Annotated in this window: 23 protein-coding genes; 17 read left to right on the forward strand and 6 right to left on the reverse strand. The window is 65.2% G+C overall.

Annotated features, from left to right (window positions below; all coding sequences use genetic code 11):
* Positions 1 to 20: 20 nt before the first annotated feature.
* Both AC51GR_RS04090 and AC51GR_RS04095 read right to left on the reverse strand, forming a co-directional pair.
* Positions 21 to 1,076, reverse strand: coding sequence for an IS110 family RNA-guided transposase (locus AC51GR_RS04090; RefSeq protein WP_496323328.1), 1,056 nt, complete (start codon positions 1,074 to 1,076; stop codon positions 21 to 23).
* Between the two features lie 272 nt (positions 1,077 to 1,348).
* The gene (locus AC51GR_RS04095; protein WP_496323353.1) at positions 1,349 to 2,902 is read right to left on the reverse strand and encodes a MinD/ParA family ATP-binding protein; all 1,554 of its coding nucleotides are present in this window, start codon (positions 2,900 to 2,902) and stop codon (positions 1,349 to 1,351) included.
* 235 nt (positions 2,903 to 3,137) lie between these two features.
* Between AC51GR_RS04095 and AC51GR_RS04100 the strand changes: the two genes are divergently transcribed.
* The 15 genes from AC51GR_RS04100 to ahcY all read left to right on the forward strand — a co-directional run bounded on the left by AC51GR_RS04100 (position 3,138) and on the right by ahcY (position 14,371).
* Complete coding sequence (locus AC51GR_RS04100; RefSeq protein WP_496323354.1) at positions 3,138 to 3,449, forward strand: hypothetical protein; 312 nt, start codon at positions 3,138 to 3,140, stop codon at positions 3,447 to 3,449.
* A complete protein-coding gene (locus AC51GR_RS04105; protein WP_496323355.1) occupies positions 3,446 to 3,766 on the forward strand; it encodes a YbaB/EbfC family nucleoid-associated protein in 321 nt (106 codons plus the stop codon). The genes AC51GR_RS04100 and AC51GR_RS04105 overlap by 4 nt, the downstream gene beginning before the upstream one ends.
* 149 nt (positions 3,767 to 3,915) lie before the next feature.
* On the forward strand, positions 3,916 to 4,233 hold the full coding sequence (locus AC51GR_RS04110) for a hypothetical protein (RefSeq protein ID WP_496323356.1): 318 nt from the start codon (positions 3,916 to 3,918) through the stop codon (positions 4,231 to 4,233).
* A 19-nt stretch (positions 4,234 to 4,252) separates the two neighbouring features.
* The gene (locus AC51GR_RS04115; RefSeq protein WP_496323357.1) at positions 4,253 to 5,602 is read left to right on the forward strand and encodes a hypothetical protein; all 1,350 of its coding nucleotides are present in this window, start codon (positions 4,253 to 4,255) and stop codon (positions 5,600 to 5,602) included.
* A gap of 19 nt (positions 5,603 to 5,621) precedes the next feature.
* On the forward strand, positions 5,622 to 5,927 hold the full coding sequence (locus tag AC51GR_RS04120; protein ID WP_496323358.1) for a PE family protein: 306 nt from the start codon (positions 5,622 to 5,624) through the stop codon (positions 5,925 to 5,927).
* 16 nt (positions 5,928 to 5,943) lie between these two features.
* The gene (locus AC51GR_RS04125) at positions 5,944 to 6,978 is read left to right on the forward strand and encodes a PPE domain-containing protein (protein WP_496323359.1); all 1,035 of its coding nucleotides are present in this window, start codon (positions 5,944 to 5,946) and stop codon (positions 6,976 to 6,978) included.
* A 5-nt stretch (positions 6,979 to 6,983) separates the two neighbouring features.
* Positions 6,984 to 7,826 carry an ESX secretion-associated protein EspG gene (locus tag AC51GR_RS04130; RefSeq protein WP_496324073.1) on the forward strand — a complete coding sequence of 281 codons (843 nt, stop codon included), beginning with the start codon at positions 6,984 to 6,986 and terminating at the stop codon, positions 7,824 to 7,826.
* A 115-nt stretch (positions 7,827 to 7,941) separates the two neighbouring features.
* On the forward strand, positions 7,942 to 8,277 hold the full coding sequence (locus AC51GR_RS04135; protein ID WP_496323360.1) for a WXG100 family type VII secretion target: 336 nt from the start codon (positions 7,942 to 7,944) through the stop codon (positions 8,275 to 8,277).
* A 40-nt stretch (positions 8,278 to 8,317) separates the two neighbouring features.
* Entirely contained in the window at positions 8,318 to 8,602 is a 285-nt protein-coding gene (locus AC51GR_RS04140) for a WXG100 family type VII secretion target (protein ID WP_496323361.1), read from the forward strand.
* A gap of 229 nt (positions 8,603 to 8,831) precedes the next feature.
* Positions 8,832 to 10,373, forward strand: a complete 1,542-nt coding sequence (locus tag AC51GR_RS04145) for an APC family permease (RefSeq protein ID WP_496323362.1) — start codon at positions 8,832 to 8,834, stop codon at positions 10,371 to 10,373.
* A gap of 193 nt (positions 10,374 to 10,566) precedes the next feature.
* Positions 10,567 to 11,817, forward strand: a complete 1,251-nt coding sequence (locus AC51GR_RS04150) for an alkane 1-monooxygenase (protein WP_496323363.1) — start codon at positions 10,567 to 10,569, stop codon at positions 11,815 to 11,817.
* A complete protein-coding gene (locus AC51GR_RS04155) occupies positions 11,814 to 11,984 on the forward strand; it encodes a rubredoxin (RefSeq protein WP_496323364.1) in 171 nt (56 codons plus the stop codon). The genes AC51GR_RS04150 and AC51GR_RS04155 overlap by 4 nt, the downstream gene beginning before the upstream one ends.
* Complete coding sequence (locus AC51GR_RS04160) at positions 11,981 to 12,160, forward strand: rubredoxin (protein ID WP_496323365.1); 180 nt, start codon at positions 11,981 to 11,983, stop codon at positions 12,158 to 12,160. Before AC51GR_RS04155 ends, AC51GR_RS04160 begins: the two co-directional genes overlap by 4 nt.
* A 35-nt stretch (positions 12,161 to 12,195) precedes the next feature.
* Positions 12,196 to 12,855 carry a TetR/AcrR family transcriptional regulator gene (locus AC51GR_RS04165; protein ID WP_496323366.1) on the forward strand — a complete coding sequence of 220 codons (660 nt, stop codon included), beginning with the start codon at positions 12,196 to 12,198 and terminating at the stop codon, positions 12,853 to 12,855.
* Positions 12,856 to 12,895: 40 nt separating this feature from the next.
* Positions 12,896 to 14,371 (forward strand): adenosylhomocysteinase, encoded by a 1,476-nt coding sequence (gene ahcY, locus AC51GR_RS04170; RefSeq protein WP_496323367.1) that lies wholly within the window; start codon positions 12,896 to 12,898, stop codon positions 14,369 to 14,371.
* 91 nt (positions 14,372 to 14,462) lie between these two features.
* Here ahcY and AC51GR_RS04175 read toward each other — a convergent pair whose 3' ends face one another.
* From AC51GR_RS04175 to AC51GR_RS04190, 4 genes are all read right to left on the reverse strand, one after another.
* Positions 14,463 to 15,182, reverse strand: coding sequence for a hypothetical protein (locus AC51GR_RS04175; RefSeq protein WP_496323368.1), 720 nt, complete (start codon positions 15,180 to 15,182; stop codon positions 14,463 to 14,465).
* A gap of 43 nt (positions 15,183 to 15,225) precedes the next feature.
* The gene (locus tag AC51GR_RS04180; protein WP_496323369.1) at positions 15,226 to 15,933 is read right to left on the reverse strand and encodes an Rv0361 family membrane protein; all 708 of its coding nucleotides are present in this window, start codon (positions 15,931 to 15,933) and stop codon (positions 15,226 to 15,228) included.
* Between the two features lie 185 nt (positions 15,934 to 16,118).
* Positions 16,119 to 16,634: an Rv0361 family membrane protein gene (locus AC51GR_RS04185; RefSeq protein ID WP_496323370.1), complete on the reverse strand. Its 516-nt coding sequence runs from the start codon at positions 16,632 to 16,634 to the stop codon at positions 16,119 to 16,121.
* A gap of 119 nt (positions 16,635 to 16,753) precedes the next feature.
* Positions 16,754 to 17,389 carry a dTMP kinase gene (locus tag AC51GR_RS04190; RefSeq protein WP_496323371.1) on the reverse strand — a complete coding sequence of 212 codons (636 nt, stop codon included), beginning with the start codon at positions 17,387 to 17,389 and terminating at the stop codon, positions 16,754 to 16,756.
* A 103-nt stretch (positions 17,390 to 17,492) separates the two neighbouring features.
* Here AC51GR_RS04190 and mtrA point away from each other — a divergent pair, with 103 nt between their 5' ends.
* Positions 17,493 to 18,170: an MtrAB system response regulator MtrA gene (gene mtrA, locus AC51GR_RS04195; protein WP_496323372.1), complete on the forward strand. Its 678-nt coding sequence runs from the start codon at positions 17,493 to 17,495 to the stop codon at positions 18,168 to 18,170.
* Complete coding sequence (gene mtrB, locus AC51GR_RS04200) at positions 18,167 to 19,810, forward strand: MtrAB system histidine kinase MtrB (protein WP_496323373.1); 1,644 nt, start codon at positions 18,167 to 18,169, stop codon at positions 19,808 to 19,810. Before mtrA ends, mtrB begins: the two co-directional genes overlap by 4 nt.
* Positions 19,811 to 19,825: the final 15 nt, after the last annotated feature.

Here is a 19,825-nt window from a genome sequence, read left to right on the forward strand (position 1 = left end):
CGCCAAAAGTTGCTCCTATGTCAAGCGGCGGCGGTCTGAATGGCTCGTGGTTGGGGCGCAGTGTCGGTGATCAGGCGTTGATAGACGGTGCGGACCAGGCGGCGTCGGAGTGCTCGGAGGGCTGCGGTGGTGGAGTCGCCGGCGGCGCGGCGTTTGCGGTAGTAGGTGTAGCCGTCGCTGTCTTCGAGTCGGGTTTGGGTCAGGGCGATGCGGTGCAGGGCGGTGGTGAGTTGTCGGTTGCCGCAGCGCGGTAGCCGGACGCGGCCGGCGGTGTTGCCGGACCAGACCGGGATGGGGGCGGTGCCGGCGTAGTTGGCGTAGGCGTCGGCCGAGTGGAAGCGGGCGATGCCGGCGGTTTCGCCGACGATTTTGGCTGCGGTGAGTTCCCCGCAGCCGGGTAGCTGTAGTAGCGAGGGAACCAGTTCGCGGACTCGTTTGCCGATCTCGGTGGCCGTGGTGTTGATCCGGGTGGTCAGGGAGATGATCTCGTCGAGTTCTTCGCGGGCGATGTCGGCCAGCAGTCCGGTCTCGGTGGCCAGCTGTGCGGCGAGGATCTGTTGGTGTTTGTGCATGCTCAGCGAGCGTGGTTTGGGGGCGTAGGCGGGGTTGATTTCATGGACTCGCCACAGCAGTCGGTTGATTGTTGAGGTGCGTTGTGCGACAAACACTTCGCGTCGATCGACTAGTAGACGTATCTCGCGGGATCGGGGGTCGGCGCCGGCGGCGGGCAGGTTCGGTTCGCGCAGCACTGCCCGCGCGACGGCCAGAGCGTCGATGGGATCTGATTTGCCGCGGGTACGTGCCGAGGCACGGGTGTGGGCCATCATTTTGGTGGGTACCCGCACGGCGGTCTGGCCGGCGGTGAGTAGGTCGCGTTCGAGGCGGGTCGACATCTGTCGGCAGTCTTCGATGCCCCAGAGCAGGTCGGTACCGAACTGGGTGTGGGCCCATCGCATCGCGGCATGATGGCCGGCGGTGGTGGCCGGGGCGGTGAGTTGGCCTAGCTTTTTGCCGACGGGATCGACGGCAACAAATGTGTGTGAGCTCTTGTGTACATCGACTCCAACTACAACCATGGTGGTTGCCTCCTGATTTCAGAAACAGGGACCAGGGACGGTTGGGCCGGTCGGTGGGCAATCCTCAGTTGGGGGCGTTGCCACGCTCCTATCAAGCCACATCGGCCGGTCCTTCCCACCTGGTGTTGGCATAACTTTTGCAAGACCAGACATGCGCATCAATGCGATGCCGGCAGGCACATCAAGAGCCAAACACCAGGTGACCAGGACCCAACCACCGCTCAGGCGGCAACACAAGAGTCACACTGAGGGCACATCATCGGGGGGCGGGGTCAGGATGTGTAGTACGGGTCGCCGCGTCGCATCGTGGTGGACGGGAAATCATCGGCCACGGTCGCAGCCATCTCCACCAGTGCGCGACGGGTGTCCTTGCCCAGGAGGTCGAGATCGACCTCAGCGCCCTCGGCGAGGTGATCGTCGAACGGGATCTGCTGTACTGCACGACATCTGGTGAGGAAGTGGGCGCTGAGCTGATCGGTGTCGATGGTCGACGCGCCGGGTCGTGCCGAGCTCAGCACCACCACCGCCCCCGACACCAGGTGCCCGAATCCGTGGGCACAGAGCCAGTCCAGTGTCGCTGCCGCGCTGCGTGCCCCGTCGATGGCGGGGGAGGTGACCAGGATCAGCGAGTTGGCCATGTCGAGCACACCGTTCATCGCCGAATGGCTCAGTCCGGTTCCACAATCGGTGATGATGATGTTGTAGAAACGCTGCAGCACCGTCATCACGCCGCGGTAGTCCGCTTCGCTGAACGCCTCGGCCTTGGCCGGATCCCTTTCGGATGCAAGGACTTCCAGGCGACTCGGCGCCTGCGAGGTATGTGCCCGGACATCGGAGTAGCGATAGATGGATTCATCGGCGAGCAGGTCGCGAACCGTCGATCGTGTCTGCTGCGGAATGCGCTGCGCGAGAGTGCCCAGGTCGGGATTGGCGTCGACGGCGATGACCCGATCGCCGCGTAGTGATGCGAACGTGGAGCCCAAACCGACTGTGGCCGTGGTCTTTCCGACGCCACCCTTGAGGGACAGGACGGCGATTCGGTAGTCGCCGCGGACGGGCTGATTCACGCGTTCGAGAAGTTGCTTGTACACCAGGTCGTCAGGCGACTCGCCGGGATTGATGGTCCCCGCCGACAGCTTGTGTACCGTCCGTCGCCATCCACTGGCCGGTGCGCGACGGGCCTTCCGGAGCAGTGCCACCTCGTCGAGGCTGGACGGTGCGGGTGCCGGCGGTTGCCCGGGGGCGTACTGCTGGTGCGCGGGGGCGTACTGCTGGTGCGCGGGCATCGGCTGCTGACCCGGGAAATATCCGGGCGGTGGCATCTGGTTGCCCTGCGGTGGGATTCCGGCAGGCGGAAAGCCCTGGGGCGGAATCGATTCACCGTACGGATTGGAACCCCCGTAGGGGCCCGGTCCGGTCGGATGGCCGGGTGTGGGCGGTTGTTGACGCGGCGCCGGGGACGGATGACCTCCGGCAGCGGGGGCCCAGAACTGCGGCTCGACCGGATGCTGTTGGCCGACCGTGGCCGCCGGTGTGGGTGGGGGCTGTGGTGGTTCGGTGTCGAAGGAAGCGGGGGCGTGGCCGTGACGGCCGGTGTGCGCCGGTGCCCTGTCGGGGTCCGGTGCGTTCTCCGGTGGCGTCGCAGCCTCGGGTGGTGCCGGTCGCTGAGGTGGCGGTGTCTCGGAGACCGATGGCGTCGGCGGTGTGTCCGGAGACGTGGGCGCCGTTGGTGTTTGATTCGGGCGCTCGAAAGATGCGACGTCGACGTCCGCCGCGGTCTGAAGCCACGGTGGTGCCGCCGGCACGTCGGCATTGTTGTAGCTCACAGAACAGCCCCCCGTTGTTGCACTTCGTCTGACCGGTTGCAGGTGGTCTTGCCAGTGGTTGACGCCCCAGGTGTTTCTCTTATCGAACCACCCCGCCACCCCCGAATACGGCGATGATAGACCACCATGATCGCCCGTGGTCGGAAGGAGCGGATGTCGACTCCGGTGCTGCGACCCGCAGTGTCGCAAGTTGTGGGTACTATCTGTCGCCAAGGGGAGTTCTTGAGGGGGAACCATGGCCACTGCTGCATCTCGCACCGGAGGCCTGTCCGTCGTCACGACGGAACAGGGCCTACCGCTCTCTGTACGGATCGAACCTGCCGAATTGCACAAAGATCCGGCTGTTCTCGCCGCCGAGATACTCCGGTTGTGTCGGCAGGCGGCGATGCACGCCGGGGTCGCGCGCCGGGAGGAGTTGCGCGCTGCGGGGGTCGGCGCGGACATCATCGAACAGATGAATCTGCCGCGGCCCGATGATCTGGCCCGGGCGGAATACGAGGACGACGTCGCTGCGGGCGCACCGGGCAGCTGGATGAGGTCGGTATGAGCTCGGCGATGGATGAACTCGAGGCCAGGGCCCGGACCCAGCTCGACCGGTTGCGCGAGGTCAACGAACGTTTGGCCGCCGTCTCGGCGCGCGAGACCTCACCCGGCGACCACGTCACCGCGGAAGTGAACGGTGTCGGCGAGCTCACCGGATTGTGGTTGGCCCCAACAGCTCCCCGCCTCGGGGCCGGTCCGCTCTCGGATCTGATCGTCACGACGGCCGGCGTCGCGGCCGGCCGCGCATTTGCACGCCGCGGTGAGATCGTCGCGGAATTCAACGAATCTTTTGCCGATCTGGTGAACAGCCGGCCGACATGACCATGTCGTCGGCCGGTTCTCCGCAACCGGAGGGAACCATCTCCCTGCGGTAGGCGTCCTATCGTCGGACCGGGGGAGTGACGGGGTTGCCAGGGTCGGCTACCCGAGGTTTGGGGCTGTACGCATGTTTTCGAACAAACGGGGGAAAAATGTCTGAGGTCACAGCGGTACCGGCGGCTATCGAGGCGTACGGCGACACGGCCGCATTGATGTCGGCGGCGGTTGCCAGTGCCGGTTCCATCAACGCCGCCGCGAACATCGCTCAGATGGTGCCGGTATTCGGGTTGATCGGCCAAGAGTTCCTGCTGGCCTTCGCCCAGGCGCAGGCAAGTCATCTGTTCGGGGTCGGGCAACTCGCCGCGGTCCACGCCGGCAGTGCGGCAGCCGCGTTCGCCACGGCAGCCCAGCTCGCCGAGGCAGACGATGGCAGCGGCCGAGGTTTTGCCGCCGTGCAGGCCGCGCTGTAGTCACCGGCAGCCCAGCCACGTGAGTTTTCCGACGATGCCATCGGCCGCGCCACCGCCGCTCGATCCCACCATTCGGCAACTGGTCGAATCGAGTCCGCTCGGGCCGATTCTCGACACCCCGGTCAGCCAGGTCCTCAAAGAACTTGGCCTACCCGGGCTGCCGACTCTCCCGGGCATGCCGCCCTTGCCCGATCTGCCGCCACTACCGCCACTGGATCTCGACCTCCTGCTCAAACCGCTGACCGATCTGCTGGGTGGTTTCGGATCGGGCAATCTGGGTGGCGGTGACTTCGACCCCACCATGATATTTGAGGCGCTCTCGCAGATTCTGGACACATCGATGTCGATGGGTTCGGGTGCGTTGAAGGTTCTCGATCAGGTGTGGAGCGGGCAGTCCGCCACGGCGGCGACCGTCAAAGGTGTTCAGGCGGGCACCGATACCGCGGCCCTGTCGACGCAGGGCACGACGATGTCGGCCGACACACAAGGGGCTGCGGCGATCGTTGGCGTCGGTCTCGGACTGGTCCAGGGGATCATCGCGAAAACCGTCGGCATCATCACCGCCTCGGCGCCATTCCTCGTGACACCACCCGGACAGGCCGTTGCGTTGGCTGCGGCCGCCGATGGTCTGGCCGAGGCGACCGCGGTGGTTGCGGCCACCCGAGCACAGTTGCTGGCACCGACAACACACATGATGGCGACCGGACAACCGGTCCCGGTGACAGGTGCCCCCGCGGCGGGCGCATCCCCGTTCTCGATCGCCAGTACGGTGCTCGACTCGGTGGGCAAACCGATGCTGACCGGTGTCGGCCAACTCGGCACGATGTCGTCCAAGGCCGCGACCGAACTCATGAAAACGCATCAGGCCCAACTACAAACCGCATACGAGGGCGAAGACATCGATGACGCCAAGACCGTGCCGGCCGCACTCGGTGGTGCGATGGCCGCGGGCCGTGGGGGCGGCGGCGCAGGAGGGGGCGGCGGAGGCGGAGGAGGCAGCGGCCCGAGCCCGCTGAGCGCGCGGACAACGCCGGGACTGCTCGGCGGAACAGCTCCGGAGTCAGGCGGCGGACCGGTCAGCAGGAATCAGAACACGGTGGTCCCGGCAGGCATGACCGGACCGATGGCACCGATGGGCGGGGCGGGGATGGGAGCCGGACGGGGCGCCGGCGCGTCTGATGATCAGCACGAAGCGGCCGACTACCTCGTCACCGAGCTCAACGGAACCCGGATCATCGGCGAGATGCCGGCGGTGGCCCCGGCGGTCCTGGGTGAAACCCCGACACCGGAGGCGACCCCGACACCGGACGTCCGTCTGCGGTTGGGTCCGCCCGACCGTGATCAGCCCGACCACAATCTACAAGCCTGACGCGAACATGGGGGAAACGATGTCCACAGGAGAGTTGAACGTCGACGCGGGCGAATTACTGCGTGCCGCAGGTGGTCTCGACCGGCTGGCGAATGAGCTGGAACAGGGTGTGGCCGTCCATCGCCCCACTCTCGTGGTGCAGGCAGCCGGTCGAGACGAGGTCTCGACGACCGCTGCCGCCACCTTCGGTGCCGTCGCCGAGACGTTCACCGACACGGCGGCGGCCGGCGTGCACGAGCTTCGCAAGATCGCTGCGGTGCTTCGTGCCCAGGCCCGCAATTTCGGTACAGCCGAGGACAACATCGAGGAGACATTCCGGCTCTGACGCCGGGGACACGATCATGACCGGATTCACGAACGTGGTGTGGCAGGCCCGCCCCGCCAAGCAGCTGGCAACTGATCTGTGCGCCGGTGCCGGTGACGGTCCGCTGATCGCTGCTGCGCTCGGCTGGACGCAGGTCTCGGCGCTGCTCACCGATGCCGGAATCGACTACGTTCGCATCCTGGCCAGGCTCGGCATCTCCTGGGAATCGGTGGCGGGCGATGAGGCTTTCGGGAAGCTGGCTTCGTTCGCCGACTGGTTCTCCGATGCCGCCGCGTCCGCGGCGGACACCGCGGCTCGCGCGGGGGCGCAGGCTGCGGCCACCACAGTGGCCAGGATCAGCATGCCGGGACTGCCGGAAATGCAGATCACCGAGGACATCCACACCGCGGCCGTGGCAGTCGGGGCCGCGACGGGTGCCGCCATCGGCGGCGTGGCAGCCGACGCCGAACGTGCCGCCCTTGATCAGAAGCAACGTGCGGCACGGGTGATGGAAAGCTATGAAGCGGCCACCGAGCCCGTCGCCCGCGGGTGGTCGACACCGCGCCCGGCCGAGATCGTCTCGTCCGATGCGCTCGCTGCCGAACAGGCGATTCGCCAGGCAGCCCGGGCGATCCCGGCTCATCCTGAACCCACGGCCGGGGCAGTGCCTGGTGGTATTGGTGGATACGCGCCGGTTTCCGGTGCACTCCGGCAGACGCGTTTTGCCACCACCATTCTGGCCGGGTCGTCGGCTTCGGCCGGGACGGCGCAACCGGTGTCGCCGTCGGCAGGTGTCCGGCCGTCTGTCCCCGCGGCGCCGATGGCCCCCATGATCGGGGCTCCCGGTCAGGGTGGGGATTCCGTCGCACGGAGAAGCCCGGCCAATGCCGGGGCCGGCATCGACCCTGCATCCGCATCCGCGTCGGGCGTCGAGAGTTTTGATGACGTGCCGGTCGCTGCCGCGGTCGCCCTCGGCGATCATCCCGACCCGCGGTACCGGAGCGGAACTCTCGACCTGCCCCACGCAACGTCGGTGCCGGCTGTACTCGGCGCCACGGAACACGAGGGGTGAACGAGATGTGGGCAACCCCGGTGGAATGCGAGTTCGACCTCTCGGATGACCAGATCGATTATCTGGCAGGTCTTCTCGATCTTCAGACGTGGCCGGCGGTACTCGCCGGCGGACCTCGCCACGAGTTCGTCGATGAGCGTGAGAATGCGTGCGCCGCCGCAGCGGCGGAGTTGAGCACTGCCGGGTGGCTGTCCGACGACCCGCACTCGGCTGCCGGGGTGGGTGTCACCGAGGCCCTGGCCGAGGCGCTGGTCATCCTGTCCGCACCCGATGTGGTGCTCGAGATCCGCTGTCACCGTGAAGCTTCCACCGGCCGGATCTGTCTTGCGCGGCGCGGTGATCACCATGTGCTGGCGACCAGGACCGAATCCGGACTTGTGCTCCGCGACATCGCGATCGGCAGCGACCTGGAGGTGGGTCAGCTCGTTGCCCGTCTGCTCGAACCCGCCGACGCCACGCATGCTGTGCCGTTGAGTGTTTCGTCGGTCAGTGTGCCCGCCGGTGAACTGCAGAACCGGCTCGATGGGGCGCATTCGGCAGCCGACTACGCAGATGCACTGCACGCGATGGGGGTGGCGTCGGCTGACGCGGCGACCTATGCCGTTGCGTTTGATGCCTGCTGTGGGCACACGGAGATCGTTGCCATCGAATGCGTCCCGGGGCGGTTGCGGCGCTCGGAAGGCGCGGTGGCGGTCTACGACACAGCCAGGGGCCGGATTGTCGCCGGCCCCAGTATGTCTCCCGATGGCAGGGTCTGGTCGACGTTGTCGCCGGGCACCGGTCATCGGATCTCCCAGGCCGTCACGCTCCTGATGGAGACGTTGCCGGCCCGGAGGTGGTTGCCGTGATTCGGCCAACCGGAGGGGGCCCACCCGGTGACACGCCGGAGTGGTACCGGAGGAGATTACAGAACCCGCGGACATCATCCGATATCGCGGCAATCGCACAAGAAGGGGGATCGCCATGACCGACGGCGGTAACAGTGGCTTGAAACTCGACGTCCCAGACGCGCTGATCACGACCAAATCGGTGGGGCAGATCATCGAGGACATGGGTGTTGTCTTGCAACGCCTGAACAAGAATGCCGAAGACGCGCAAGCGATGTGGCAGGGCACCGCCAGCAAGGCATTCCAGGATGCGGCGGCGGCGTGGCAGGCCGAAGGCGCTGCGCTCAAGGCGGCTCTCGACGGATTGAAGGCATCGTTGGAGAGTGGCTTCACCGGTTACGACAACGAAGACCAGGACCTCGCGGGGACCATCGGCTCCGTCATGGGTGGCGGATCCGGTCTGAGTCTCTGAGCCTGCGCCCTCCACCACCAACCAGAAAGGTCACATCACGATGATCAAGTACAACTTTGCCGCGATCGAAGAGCTCTCGGCCCAGCTCGATTCCGATTTCAGGCAGCTCGAGGAACTGGCCGGAACGCTCAAGTCCGAAGTCGTTCGGCTGCACTCGAACTGGGAATCACCCCAGGGTGCCGAGGCCTACGCGGTGGCGCAGCAGCGATGGGATACGAGCTTCTCGGATTCCCGTCTGTTGCTGAACAACCTGTCGACGAAGGTACGTGAAGCAGGATCGACGATGCAGGGCGCCGACAAGCGCACCGCGGGCTACTTCAGCTAGATCGCGCAGCCCGCGATCTGTCGACCCCGAAACCCGCCGGACGAACGGACCGGCGGGTTTCGGCGTTTCAGAGGGTTCGGGAGGATCACCCTGGCCTGCATCTTTCGCCAGGCAAACAAACTGATCGCGCCATCCCGGGTGGATTAACCAGTGTTGGCTGGGTTGGTCGGATAGTTTCTCAGGCAGGCTGCATTCGCCGCAATGCACGCAAGTCACTTGAGGAGCTGTGATGGGCAATCCGCTGACACGGACAAAATCCGTGGAGCAATCGATGGCTGACACCGAAGAACCCGGTTCGCAGCTGAAAAAGAGTTTGACCTGGTGGGACCTGACCATCTTCGGTGTCTCGGTGGTCATCGGCGCCGGTATCTTCACCATCACCGCGTCGACGGCCGGGGACAAGGCCGGGCCGGCCATCTCGCTGTCCTTTGTGATGGCTGCGGTGGCCTGCGCGCTGGCTGCACTCTGCTACGCCGAGTTCGCCTCGACCGTCCCGGTGGCGGGATCTGCTTACACCTTCGGCTACGCCACCTTCGGTGAGTTCCTGGCCTGGATCCTGGGCTGGGATCTGATCCTCGAATTCGCGGTCGGTGCGGCCGTTGTCTCGAAGGGCTGGTCGAGTTATCTGGGCACCGTCTTCGGATTCTCCGGTGGCACAACCGAAATCGCAGGTCTCGACGTCGACTGGGGTGCGCTGGTCGTGGTCGCCACGATCACGGTGTTGCTGGTCATCGGCACCAAGTTGTCCTCCCGGTTCAGTGCCGTGGTCACGGCCGTCAAGGTCGCGGTTGTGCTGTTGGTGATCGTTGTCGGCTTCTTCTACATCGACACCGACAACTACAAGCCGTTCGTGCCGGAGGCGGAGCCGTCGGAGTCCGGCGGCAGGTCCGTCGAGTCGACCCTGTTCTCGCTCATGACCGGCGGCGGCGACTCCAGCTACGGCTGGTACGGCATCCTGGCGGCGGCCTCGATCGTGTTCTTCGCCTTCATCGGCTTCGACGTGGTCGCGACCACCGCCGAGGAGACCAAGAATCCCAAAAAGGACGTCCCGCGAGGGATTCTCGGCTCGTTGGCCGTCGTCACGGTGCTCTACATCCTGGTCACGATCGTTGTCACCGGCATGGTCAGTTACAAGGACCTGGCGACGTCCGCCGGCGACGGGGAGCCCAAGAACCTCGCGTACGCGTTCGGTCTGAACGGCGTGACCTGGGCCGAGAAGGCGATTTCGATCGGTGCTCTGGCCGGTCTGACCACGGTGGTCATGGTGCTGATGCTCGGTCAGTCGCGAGTGCTGTTCGCGATGTCCCGAGACGGTCTGTTGCCCAGGTCGTTTGCGAAGACCAGCCGGTTCGGGACCCCGGCGCGGATCCAGATCCTGGTGGGTGTGGTCGTCGCGGTGGTGGCCGCATTCTTCCCGATCACCAAACTGGAAGAAATGGTCAATGTGGGCACGCTGTTCGCGTTCGTGGTCGTCGCGGCCGGTGTCATTGTGCTGCGGAAGACCCGGCCGGATCTGCCACGTGGATTCAAGGTTCCCTGGATGCCGGTGATCCCGATCCTGGCGATCATCGCCTGCGTGTGGCTGATGCTGAACCTGTCGGCGCTGACCTGGCTGCGATTCCTGGTCTGGATGGTGATCGGTGTCGCCTTCTACTTCCTGTACAGCCAGCGCCATTCGCTGGTCGGGAAGCGGGCCCGGGGCGAGATGCCCGATCAGGTCGGCGACGAAATCCGCGCGGGTGCAGCCAAGGACCGCACCGCGCCGGAATGAGTTGTCACGCGGCGCCCGTTCGCGACCGCTGACCCAATTCTCCAGACGACGACCCCGGTCCGGGACTTCCCGGACCGGGGTTTTGTCGCTCCACAGCCGCTTTACAAATCCATTGTTATGTATAGACACGTGACGTAGATCGCAGTAGTGTCAACAACAGGTTCCAGTTTGAAGATCAGCCAGGAGGACGATGATGAGCACTGCGGAATCGCCGACCGACGAACAGTCGGTGGCGCAATGGCGCGACAAGAAACGGCACCTGTGGCTGCTCGGTCTCATCCCGCCCACGGCACTGTTTCTCGCGACCGGAATGGTGGCCGGCTTCAATTGGCTGGGCGCGGGCGCCGTTGCGCCGGTCTGGTGGTGGATCGGTCCGCTGCTCGTCTACGGACTGCTGCCGATCCTGGATCTGTTCTTCGGGCCCGACGGACAGAACCCGCCCGAGGAATTGATGGAAGAGCTCGAGAACGACAAGTACTATCGCTATTGCACCTATGCGTTCATCCCCTTCCAGCTCGCGAGCGTGGTCTTCGCCTGCTACCTGTGGACCGCAAACGACCTGAGCTGGCTGGGAATCGATGGTGGCCTGGGGCTGGTCTCGAAGCTGGGCATCGCCCTGACCGTCGGTGTGATGGGTGGAATCGGTATCAACACCGCCCACGAGCTCGGACACAAAAAAGACTCGCTCGAACGGTGGCTCTCGAAGGTCACTCTGGCGCAGACCTTTTACGGACACTTCTACATAGAGCACAATCGCGGCCACCACGTGCGGGTGGCCACTCCGGAGGACCCGGCCAGCGCCAAATACGGCGAGAGTTTCTGGGCATTCCTCCCACGGAGTGTGTGGGGGAGTCTGAAGTCGGCGTGGAATCTCGAACGCACCCGCATGGGGCGGTTGGAGCGCTCGGTCTGGGACATCCGCAACGACGTGCTCAATGCCTGGCTGATGTCGGTGGTCGGCTGGGGCATCCTGACCGCGATCTTCGGCTGTCAGATCCTGCCGTTCATGGTGATCCAGGCGGTGTACGGATTCGGTCTGCTGGAGACGGTCAACTACCTCGAGCACTACGGACTGCAGCGGCAGAAGACGGCCAGTGGCCGATATGAGCGCGCCCGTCCCGAACACAGCTGGAACTCGGATCACATCTGCACCAACATCTTCCTGTACCACCTGCAGCGGCACAGCGATCACCACGCCAATCCGACCCGCCGCTACCAGGTGCTGCGCAGTTTCGACGACGCACCCAACCTGCCCAGCGGTTATGCCAGCATGATCACGCTGGCCTACTTCCCGCCGCTGTGGCGAAAGGTGATGGACCACAGGGTGACCGAGCACTATGAGGGCGACCTGTCGTTGGCCAACATCGTGCCCCGCCGCCGCGAGAACATACTTGCCGCGCACCGGCTGTCGATGCTCGGCGAAGCGAAGGGCGCCGCGAAATGAGCGCATACCGTTGCCCGGTCTGCAGCTTCGTCTACGACGAGACGACCGGTGCCCCGCGCGAAGGATTCCCCGCCGGGACCGCGTGGGCCGATATCCCGGACGACTGGCCATGTCCCGACTGTGGCGTCCGGGAGAAGATCGACTTCGAGGAGGCGGTGTCGTCATGAACTTCAAGTTGTACGTCTGCATGCAGTGCGGATTCGAATACGACGAGGAGAAGGGCTGGCCCGAGGACGGGATCGCCCCGGGGACGCGCTGGGAGGACATTCCCGACGACTGGAGTTGCCCGGATTGTGGGGCGGCCAAGTCGGACTTCTATATGGAGGAAGTGACCCGCACGTGATCCCGGTGGCCGGCGCGACCGATACCCTGGCCGACATGTCAGAGGTTTCGGAACCCGCGCCGGCCACCGTGGGCGTGGGCTCGCCGGTTCCGTACGCGCAGGCCACCAAACGTCTACTCCGGGGCGGCCTGCTCGACGGAATGCGGGAGTTGTTGCGGTCGAAGGACTGGTCGGCGGTCACGATGGCCGACGTCGGGGCCGCCGCGGGGGTCAGTCGGCAGACCGTCTACAACGAGTTCGGTTCTCGGCAGGGGCTCGCCACGGCATATGCACTCCGCTTGGCCGATGAGTTGGTGGATTTGATCTCAGAGGCCATCGCCGCTCGCGAGGGTCAGGTCAAAATCGCTCTGGCCGAGGGTTTTTCGGACTTCTTCGCCTCTGTCGCCACCGATCCGCTGATCCAGTCCTTGCTGACCGGGCAGGCGAAGCCGGATCTGCTGCGGCTGATCACCACCGATGCCGGGCCGTTGATCGATCAGGCCAGCAGTCGGATCAGCGAACTCCTGCAGCACAGCTGGGTCGGAGCCGACGAGGCGGCCGCGATACGGATCGCTCGCGCAATGGTCCGGATGGCGCTGAGCTACGTCTCGATGCCGCCGGAAACCGATCGCGATGTCGCCGATGATCTGGCCGAGATCTTCGGGCCGGTTGTCGATGCCGCGGCCGGGGGTGGCGCTCCTTCGTCCAGGGGTTAGCCTGGTAGGCAATATCCAGTGGGACTTTGAGGAGTGGTATATGACATCGGTCCAGAACGGCCCGCTCACCGCGGACAGCCGCAACGGCATCGACTTCAAGGTGGCGGATCTTTCGCTGGCCGAATACGGACGCAAGGAGATCGGGCTCGCCGAGCACGAGATGCCGGGTCTGATGGCGCTGCGTCGGGAATATGCGGATGTGTTGCCGCTCAAGGGCGCTCGTATTTCGGGCTCGCTGCACATGACGGTGCAGACCGCGGTGCTGATCGAGACCCTGGTGGCCCTCGGCGCCGAGGTGCGCTGGGCGTCGTGCAACATCTTCTCCACCCAGGACGAGGCCGCCGCGGCCATCGTCGTGGGACCTCACGGCACCGTCGAGGAGCCCAGGGGTGTGCCGGTTTTCGCCTGGAAGGGTGAGAGCCTCGAAGAGTACTGGTGGGCCGCCGAGCAGATGCTCACCTGGCCCGGTGAACCGGCCAACATGATCCTCGACGACGGTGGCGACGCGACCATGCTGGTTCTGCGCGGCGCGCAGTTCGAGAAGGCCGGCGTCGTGCCTCCGGTCGACGAGAACGACTCGGCCGAATACAAGGTATTCCTCTCGCTGCTGCGCGAGCGTTTCGAAACCGACAACAGCAAGTGGTCGAAGATCGCCGAATCGGTCCAGGGTGTCACCGAGGAAACCACCACCGGTGTGCTCCGGCTGTACCAGTTCGCCGCAGCCGGCGAACTCGTGTTCCCGGCGATCAACGTCAACGACTCGGTCACCAAGAGCAAGTTCGACAACAAGTATGGCACCCGTCACTCGCTGATCGACGGGATCAACCGCGGCACCGACGTACTCATCGGTGGCAAGAAGATCCTGATCTGCGGTTACGGCGACGTCGGCAAGGGTTGTGCCGAGTCGTTGGCCGGCCAGGGTGCACGTGTGCAGGTCACCGAGATCGATCCGATCAACGCGCTGCAGGCGCTGATGGACGGCTATGACGTCGTCACCGTCGAGGAGGCGATCGGCAATGCCGACATCGTCATCACGTCCACCGGCAACAAGGACATCATCACCTTCGAGCACATGAAGCAGATGAAGCACCAGGCGATCCTCGGCAACATCGGTCATTTCGACAACGAGATCGACATGGCCGGCCTCGAGTCGTCGAAAGAGGTCAAGCGGATCAACATCAAGCCGCAGGTCGATCAGTGGATCTTCCCGAATGGCCGTTCGATCATCGTGCTGTCGGAAGGACGTCTGCTGAACCTGGGCAACGCCACCGGACACCCGTCGTTCGTGATGAGCAACAGTTTCTCCAACCAGGTGATCGCCCAGATCGAGCTGTGGACCAAGAAAGACGAGTACGACAACGAGGTCTACCGCCTGCCCAAGGCACTCGACGAGAAGGTCGCCAAGATCCACGTCGAGGCGCTCGGTGGCACCCTGACCAAGCTCACCAAGGAGCAGGCGGAGTACCTCGGCGTCGACGTCGAGGGCCCGTACAAGCCCGAGCACTACCGCTACTGATACATCTGCGGCCGTGAAGTCGGCGAACAACTGACAACGGTGGGTACGGGCATTTGCCCGTACCCACCGTTGTGCGTTCTGGCGTCGTGGTTCAGCCGGTGATGATGTCGTCGTCGCCACCGCTGCCCGACGACGGACTCTGGGACAGGCTGGGGCAGAACCGCCACTCGCCGTCCTCTTTCTTGAACGGCCACGTGACGTCCCCGCTGTCCCGATCGATCGACATCACACCGGCGACCGTGCCGACGGGTCCGGTGACCACCACGTCCCGGACGTCGATGGATGCCGAGACCGGCCCGTTCTCGTCGAACAGGCTCTGATAGCCGGCGGTGGATTCTGTGCGGGAGTCGGCCTCGCAGGCCATCCGGTGCAGGCCCACCGCATCCTGGGTGTTGATCAACTCGACGCGTTTCTCGGCGGCGGCCCGGACGTCACCCTCGTCCGCGGACGCGCGGGGACTGCTCGCGGTCGAGGGGGCCGTGGAGGTTTCTGCCACCACCTCGTCGTCGGTGTTGCCGGAGTTCGACAGCACGGCCACTGAGATCACCACACCGACGACGACCACGACAACAGCGACAAGCGCGCCGATGATCAGCCCGGTCGGGTTCCGATTCGGCGGCGGGGGAGGTGGTGCACCCCACGACCCGGATGGACCGGGCTGCGTCCACTGCTGGGCTCGCTGACCCGGACCCCACGGTCCCGGTTGGGGATGCGGCGGTTGCGATCGCTGATACGGCGGTTGCCCGGGCTGCGGACCGTGACGTGGGTCGGGGCTGCCCCACCCCGATGGGCCGGTCGGCGGATAACTCAAGAATTCCCTCCCCTGGGGGGTTTGCGGTGTAGATCCTGGTGGGTCAGATCTCTCGGGTGTCGCAGATCTTCCAGGTGCCGGATCGATTCTCCATGGTGAAGGTGAAGCGACTGGTCTCGACCGGACTCTGATCGGTCGGGTCGACGTATGTCAGGGACACCGTGGCCTGCGCGGTGATGCCGTCGACCTCGATGGCGGTCACCGAGTTCAGCTTCATCCCGTTCAATTCGACATCGGTGTCCGACTGGAGATCCCGGATGATGTCCTGCTCGGCGCCGCAGGTCACCGACAGTGCGGTCTCCCAATCGCCGTCCGTGAAAGCGGTTGTGTACGTCCGGATCGATTCCTCGATCTGTTCTTCGGCCGCTGTGGCCGACGACTGCGACGACGTCGTGGTCAGCGGTCCGGGGTCCACGATCGGGTCGTTGTCATCGTCGCCACCGAGGGTCATGAACAGCACCACCGCGAGCACCACAACCACCACTGCGGCGGCTGCGATCCCGGCGATCCACGGTGTCTTACCCGGTGGTTTCGCACCCTGCGGTGGGGGACCGTATCCGGGCGGTCCCGCCGGCGGCGGCGTCGCACCACCCCACGTCTGTTCCGGCCATGCCTGCCCGCCCCAGGTGGGTTCGGACGGAGATCGATCGCCGCGACCGGGCTGATTCGCCCCGTCGCCCGGCCCCCGGCCCCAACCGGAGTCGTCCCGGTCGTCGCCGGATCCGTACGGACCGCTGGGTGGTTGCGTCATCGAGGCCTCCGGTCGGATTCACGGGCAGACGGATTCACGGGCAGGCAACATCGGCGCATGTGCATCGGGACGATTGCTGACTGGGAACTCTACGGCGCAAGGCCCAGGTCGAACAGCATCCCGAGCCCCCCTGAGGGTGGTACCGGGGTCGTCGGCCATCTGTATCGGCGAGGGTGCTCAGGCGATCAAAGATGTCGTGTGACCTGTTGCAGATCGTTCTGACGGCACACCTTCCAGCCGGTTTTCTCGCGTTTGAAGTACGAGAGGTCCCCCGGCGAGGTGGTCAACGCCGCGTTTTGATTGCCCACGACGGTCAGGGTGATGTGCGCGGTCGCCAGATCGGCCGGCGGTGAACCGATGAATCGAATGTCGGTTATCTGGGCGACAGCGATCGTGCTGCGGGCGTCGGCGGGACCGAGGCCCTCGACGATCCGGGCGGCGATCGGTCCGCTCTCGGCGCAGTAGGTGAGCTGCAGCGCGGCCACGTCGCGGTCGTTCAGTGCGGTGATCTGTCGATGGACGAGTTCTTCGATCTTCTCGGCATCGGTCGTCGGGCCGGAGCGCAGACCGAAGGCAAGCCAGAGAAGAGCGATGTTGACCACCAGCACACCCGCCGCGATCGCGGCGCTGGGACGCACGGGTATCGGCGGGATGGTGTGTGAGCCACCGTGGGGACCGACATGCATCGGGAGATGAATCATCAAAAACCTCCCATCCACGTGACTGCACCTGACGTTAGTGAGGTGTGATGGTCTAACCGCGCACGTCACGGTGAGCGTTACGCTCTCTTTATGGGGTTGTGACCAAAACCCGGTGGATCTCAGAGGGAGATGAGCCGATCGGCCAGAGTGGGGTCGGGTTCGGAACCCTGGCGTGACCACGGGGACATCCAGCCTCGCTCGGCGAGTCCGCGGTACACCTGCGCGGTACGTTCCTGCAGATCGTGATCGCGTTCGTAGTGGTCCCTGGTGCGGGAGACGTCGGCCTCGGCGCGGGACTTCGCCCGGCCGATCGCGAGCTCGGTGGGGACGTCGAGCAGCAGGTGGTGGTCGGGCACGGCCAGACCGAACCGCCCGAACTCGAGAGTGCTCACCCATTCGACCACGTCGCCGTCGGCATCTTGACCGAGTCGTGCCGCGCTGTATGCGGCGTTGGAGGCAACATAACGGTCGAGGATCACTGCGTCGTTGGCGGACAACAACTTCCGCAACTCGGCATCGGCGTCACGGCGATCGAGCGCAAACAGCAACGCCATTGCGTTGACGCTGGATCGCAGATCACCGTGTTCGCCGTGCAATGCCTCCGCGGCGATGTCGGCGGTCACTGATTCGGAATACCTTGGGAAGGTCATTGTTGCCACGCGATATCCCTCTGTGGCCCAACGGTTTACGAGACCGGTGACCAGAGTGTTCTTACCGGCGCCATCCAAGCCCTCAACTGCTATCAATACGCCCACGCCACCGAGCCTAACCGTCGGGGGACGTCGTGTGGCGCAGCCGGGCCGTTGAAAATCGGCGCGTCAACCACACATTGCAACGATTCGGTGACACGATATGCCAATGAAACCCAGGATTCTGGTTGTGGACGATGATGCGGCATTGGCGGAGATGCTCACCATCGTGTTGCGCGGAGAGGGGTTCGAGCCTTTTGTCGTCGGCGACGGCACCCAGGCCCTCACCGCGGTCCGAGAGATCCGGCCCGATCTGGTGTTGCTCGACCTGATGCTGCCCGGGATGAACGGCATCGATGTGTGCCGGGTGTTGCGCGCGGATTCCGGTGTTCCGATCGTGATGCTGACGGCGAAGTCGGACACGGTGGACGTTGTCCTCGGGCTCGAATCCGGCGCCGACGACTACATGATCAAACCGTTCAAGCCCAAGGAGCTCGTCGCCCGGGTCCGCGCGCGGTTGCGGCGCACAGAGGACGAACCCGCCGAGTTGCTGTCCATCGGTCCCATCGAGATCGACGTGCCCGCGCACAAGGTGACCCGCGACGGTGTGCCCATCTCCCTGACCCCGCTCGAGTTCGACCTACTCGTGGCGCTGGCGCGTAAACCGCGGCAGGTCTTCACCCGTGACGTGCTGCTCGAGCAGGTGTGGGGCTACCGGCATCCGGCCGACACTAGGCTGGTCAACGTGCACGTGCAGCGCCTACGGGCCAAAGTTGAAACAGATCCGGAGAACCCTGAGGTCGTCCTGACCGTGAGGGGGGTCGGCTACAAGGCCGGACCGCCGTGATCGGACGCCCGCGGCGTCGCATCAACGGGACCTTCGGACCGGCGATGCGCCGGGTGGGCTCGGTCGGCAAGTTCGTCGGTCAGCTCTGGCGTCGATCGCTGCAGCTGCGGGTGGTCGTGTCGACCCTCGTGCTGTCGTTTGTCGTGGTGTTGATCCTGGCCTTCGTGCTGACCAGCCAGATCACCGATCGCCTGCTCGACCTCAAGCTCCAGGCCGCCACCGAAGAACTGGAACGCACCCGACTCGCCGTCGAGCGTGATCTCTCGGGAGCGGACAGCGATGCGTCGTTGCTCAACCGTCTGCGCCAGACCCGATCCATCCTGACCGACCGGGGTATCGACTCCGGGGACAGCTCCGGGGTCGTCGGTACCTTCGACACGGTGTTGCTGGTGCCCAGTTCGGGTCCGACCGGTCCGACCGGTGTCGGGCCGATCGGTGAGATACCCGAGAACCTTCGCCAGATGGTCCAGGGTGGCCAGATGGCGTACCGGTATTCGTCGGTCACCGGGTCTGACGGACAGCAGAATCCCGCGCTGATCATCGGTACCCCGACCAATACCGACATCCCCGGCCTCGAGCTCTATCTGGTCTTTCCGCTGACCAACGAGGAGAGCACCGTCTCCCTGGTCCGGGGCACGATCTTCACCGGATTCATGGTGTTGCTCGGTCTGCTGGCCGCCATCGCCATCCTGGTCTCCCGCCAGGTGGTGATCCCGGTCCGGTCCGCGTCGCGGATCGCGGTTCGTTTCGCCGACGGCCGCCTCAAGGAACGGATGCCGGTGCGGGGTGAGGACGACATGGCCCGGTTGGCGATGTCGTTCAACGACATGGCCGAGAGCCTGTCGAAACAGATCTCCCACCTCGAAGAGTTCGGCGGATTGCAGCGGCAGTTCACCTCCGACGTCTCCCACGAACTCCGGACGCCGCTGACCACGGTCCGGATGGCCGCCGACGTCCTGTTCGAGAGCCGTGAGGAACTCGAACCGGTACTGAAACGATCCGTCGAGTTGCTCGACATGGAGCTCGAACGGTTCGAGACCCTGCTCGGCGAACTGCTGGAGATCTCCCGCCACGACGCCGGTGTCGCGGAGCTGTCCGCCGACCGCCTGAACATGACCATCCCGATCGATGCGGCGGTGAAGACCGTTCGGCATCTGGCCGAGGAGACCAACACCGAACTGATCCTGGATCTCCCGGACGAACCGGTCATCGCCGAGGTCGACCCGCGTCGTGTCGAGCGGATCCTCCGTAATCTGCTGGCCAACGCCATCGATCACGGCGACCAGAAACCGGTGACGCTGACCATGCGAACCGACGGCGACGCGGTGGCGATCACGGTGCGTGACGGTGGCATCGGTCTGCGGCCGGGGGAGGAGAAGCTCGTGTTCAACCGATTCTGGCGGTCCGATCCCTCCCGGTTCCGTCGGTCCGGCGGCACCGGACTGGGGCTGGCCATCAGCGTCGAGGACGCGCGGCTGCACCAGGGCCGTCTCGAGGCGTGGGGCGAGCCGGGTAAGGGCGCGTGCTTCCGGTTGACCCTGCCCCTGGTCCGCGGACACAAGGTCTTGGGGAGTCCATTGCCGCTCAAACCGCCGGGCTCTCGCCGCGCACCACGCGATCCGGGGCCCACCGATGAGTGAGGTTCAGCCAGATGT

It is taken from the genome of Williamsia sp. z71, from assembly GCF_059553375.1.

Excerpts from the sequence above, each read along its gene's own strand:
- AC51GR_RS04090 (WP_496323328.1), bottom strand. The coding sequence starts at position 1,076 with ATGGTTGTAGTTGGAGTCGATGTACACAAGAGCTCACACACATTTGTT.
- AC51GR_RS04100 (WP_496323354.1), top strand. The coding sequence starts at position 3,138 with ATGGCCACTGCTGCATCTCGCACCGGAGGCCTGTCCGTCGTCACGACG.
- AC51GR_RS04105 (WP_496323355.1), top strand. The coding sequence starts at position 3,446 with ATGAGCTCGGCGATGGATGAACTCGAGGCCAGGGCCCGGACCCAGCTC.
- AC51GR_RS04110 (WP_496323356.1), top strand. The coding sequence starts at position 3,916 with ATGTCTGAGGTCACAGCGGTACCGGCGGCTATCGAGGCGTACGGCGAC.
- AC51GR_RS04120 (WP_496323358.1), top strand. The coding sequence starts at position 5,622 with ATGTCCACAGGAGAGTTGAACGTCGACGCGGGCGAATTACTGCGTGCC.
- AC51GR_RS04125 (WP_496323359.1), top strand. The coding sequence starts at position 5,944 with ATGACCGGATTCACGAACGTGGTGTGGCAGGCCCGCCCCGCCAAGCAG.
- AC51GR_RS04130 (WP_496324073.1), top strand. The coding sequence starts at position 6,984 with ATGTGGGCAACCCCGGTGGAATGCGAGTTCGACCTCTCGGATGACCAG.
- AC51GR_RS04135 (WP_496323360.1), top strand. The coding sequence starts at position 7,942 with ATGACCGACGGCGGTAACAGTGGCTTGAAACTCGACGTCCCAGACGCG.
- AC51GR_RS04140 (WP_496323361.1), top strand. The coding sequence starts at position 8,318 with ATGATCAAGTACAACTTTGCCGCGATCGAAGAGCTCTCGGCCCAGCTC.
- AC51GR_RS04145 (WP_496323362.1), top strand. The coding sequence starts at position 8,832 with ATGGGCAATCCGCTGACACGGACAAAATCCGTGGAGCAATCGATGGCT.
- AC51GR_RS04150 (WP_496323363.1), top strand. The coding sequence starts at position 10,567 with ATGAGCACTGCGGAATCGCCGACCGACGAACAGTCGGTGGCGCAATGG.
- AC51GR_RS04155 (WP_496323364.1), top strand. The coding sequence starts at position 11,814 with ATGAGCGCATACCGTTGCCCGGTCTGCAGCTTCGTCTACGACGAGACG.
- AC51GR_RS04160 (WP_496323365.1), top strand. The coding sequence starts at position 11,981 with ATGAACTTCAAGTTGTACGTCTGCATGCAGTGCGGATTCGAATACGAC.
- AC51GR_RS04165 (WP_496323366.1), top strand. The coding sequence starts at position 12,196 with ATGTCAGAGGTTTCGGAACCCGCGCCGGCCACCGTGGGCGTGGGCTCG.
- ahcY (WP_496323367.1), top strand. The coding sequence starts at position 12,896 with ATGACATCGGTCCAGAACGGCCCGCTCACCGCGGACAGCCGCAACGGC.
- AC51GR_RS04180 (WP_496323369.1), bottom strand. The coding sequence starts at position 15,933 with ATGACGCAACCACCCAGCGGTCCGTACGGATCCGGCGACGACCGGGAC.
- AC51GR_RS04185 (WP_496323370.1), bottom strand. The coding sequence starts at position 16,634 with ATGATTCATCTCCCGATGCATGTCGGTCCCCACGGTGGCTCACACACC.
- mtrA (WP_496323372.1), top strand. The coding sequence starts at position 17,493 with ATGAAACCCAGGATTCTGGTTGTGGACGATGATGCGGCATTGGCGGAG.